Source organism: Streptococcus sp. GMD4S (assembly GCF_000296955.1).
In genome coordinates, this window is sequence record NZ_AJRE01000540.1 from 1 (window position 1) to 841 (window position 841).

Genomic DNA, 841 nt, shown 5'->3' on the forward strand with positions numbered 1-841 from the left:
GAATTTGAAGATTTGCTAAATAGCGTTAGCCAAGTTGAGCCTGGTGATGTTGTTAGTGCTGAAGTATTGACAGTTGATGCGACTCAAGCTAACGTTGCAATCTCTGGGACTGGTGTTGAAGGTGTCTTGACTCTTCGCGAATTGACAAACGATCGCGATGCAGATATCAATGACTTTGTGAAAGTAGGAGAAGTATTGGATGTTCTTGTACTTCGTCAAGTAGTTGGTAAAGATACTGATACAGTTACATACCTTGTATCTAAAAAACGCCTTGAAGCTCGCAAAGCATGGGACAAACTTGTAGGACGCGAAGAAGAAGTTGTTACTGTTAAAGGAACTCGTGCCGTTAAAGGTGGACTTTCAGTAGAATTTGAAGGTGTTCGTGGATTTATCCCAGCTTCAATGTTGGATACTCGTTTCGTACGTAACACTGAGCGTTTCGTAGGTCAAGAATTTGATGCTAAAATCAAAGAAGTTGATCCTAAAGAAAACCGCTTCATCCTTTCACGTCGTGAAGTTGTTGAAGCAGCTACTGCGGCAGCTCGTGCTGAAGTATTCGGTAAATTGGCTGTTGGTGATGTCGTAACTGGTAAAGTTGCTCGTATCACTAGCTTTGGTGCTTTCATCGACCTTGGTGGGGTTGACGGATTGGTTCACTTGACTGAATTGTCACACGAACGTAACGTATCACCTAAATCAGTTGTAACTGTTGGTGAAGAAATCGAAGTGAAGATCCTTGATCTTAACGAAGAAGAAGGTCGCGTATCACTTTCACTTAAAGCAACAACACCTGGACCATGGGATGGCGTTGAGCAAAAATTGGCTAAAGGTGATGTAGTAG

The 841-nt window shown here is 42.4% G+C and carries 1 protein-coding gene; it reads left to right on the plus strand.

All coding sequences use genetic code 11. The features are described from left to right. Nucleotides 1-841: S1 RNA-binding domain-containing protein (locus GMD4S_RS12415; RefSeq protein WP_000341153.1), on the plus strand; the 841-nt coding region annotated here is incomplete at both ends.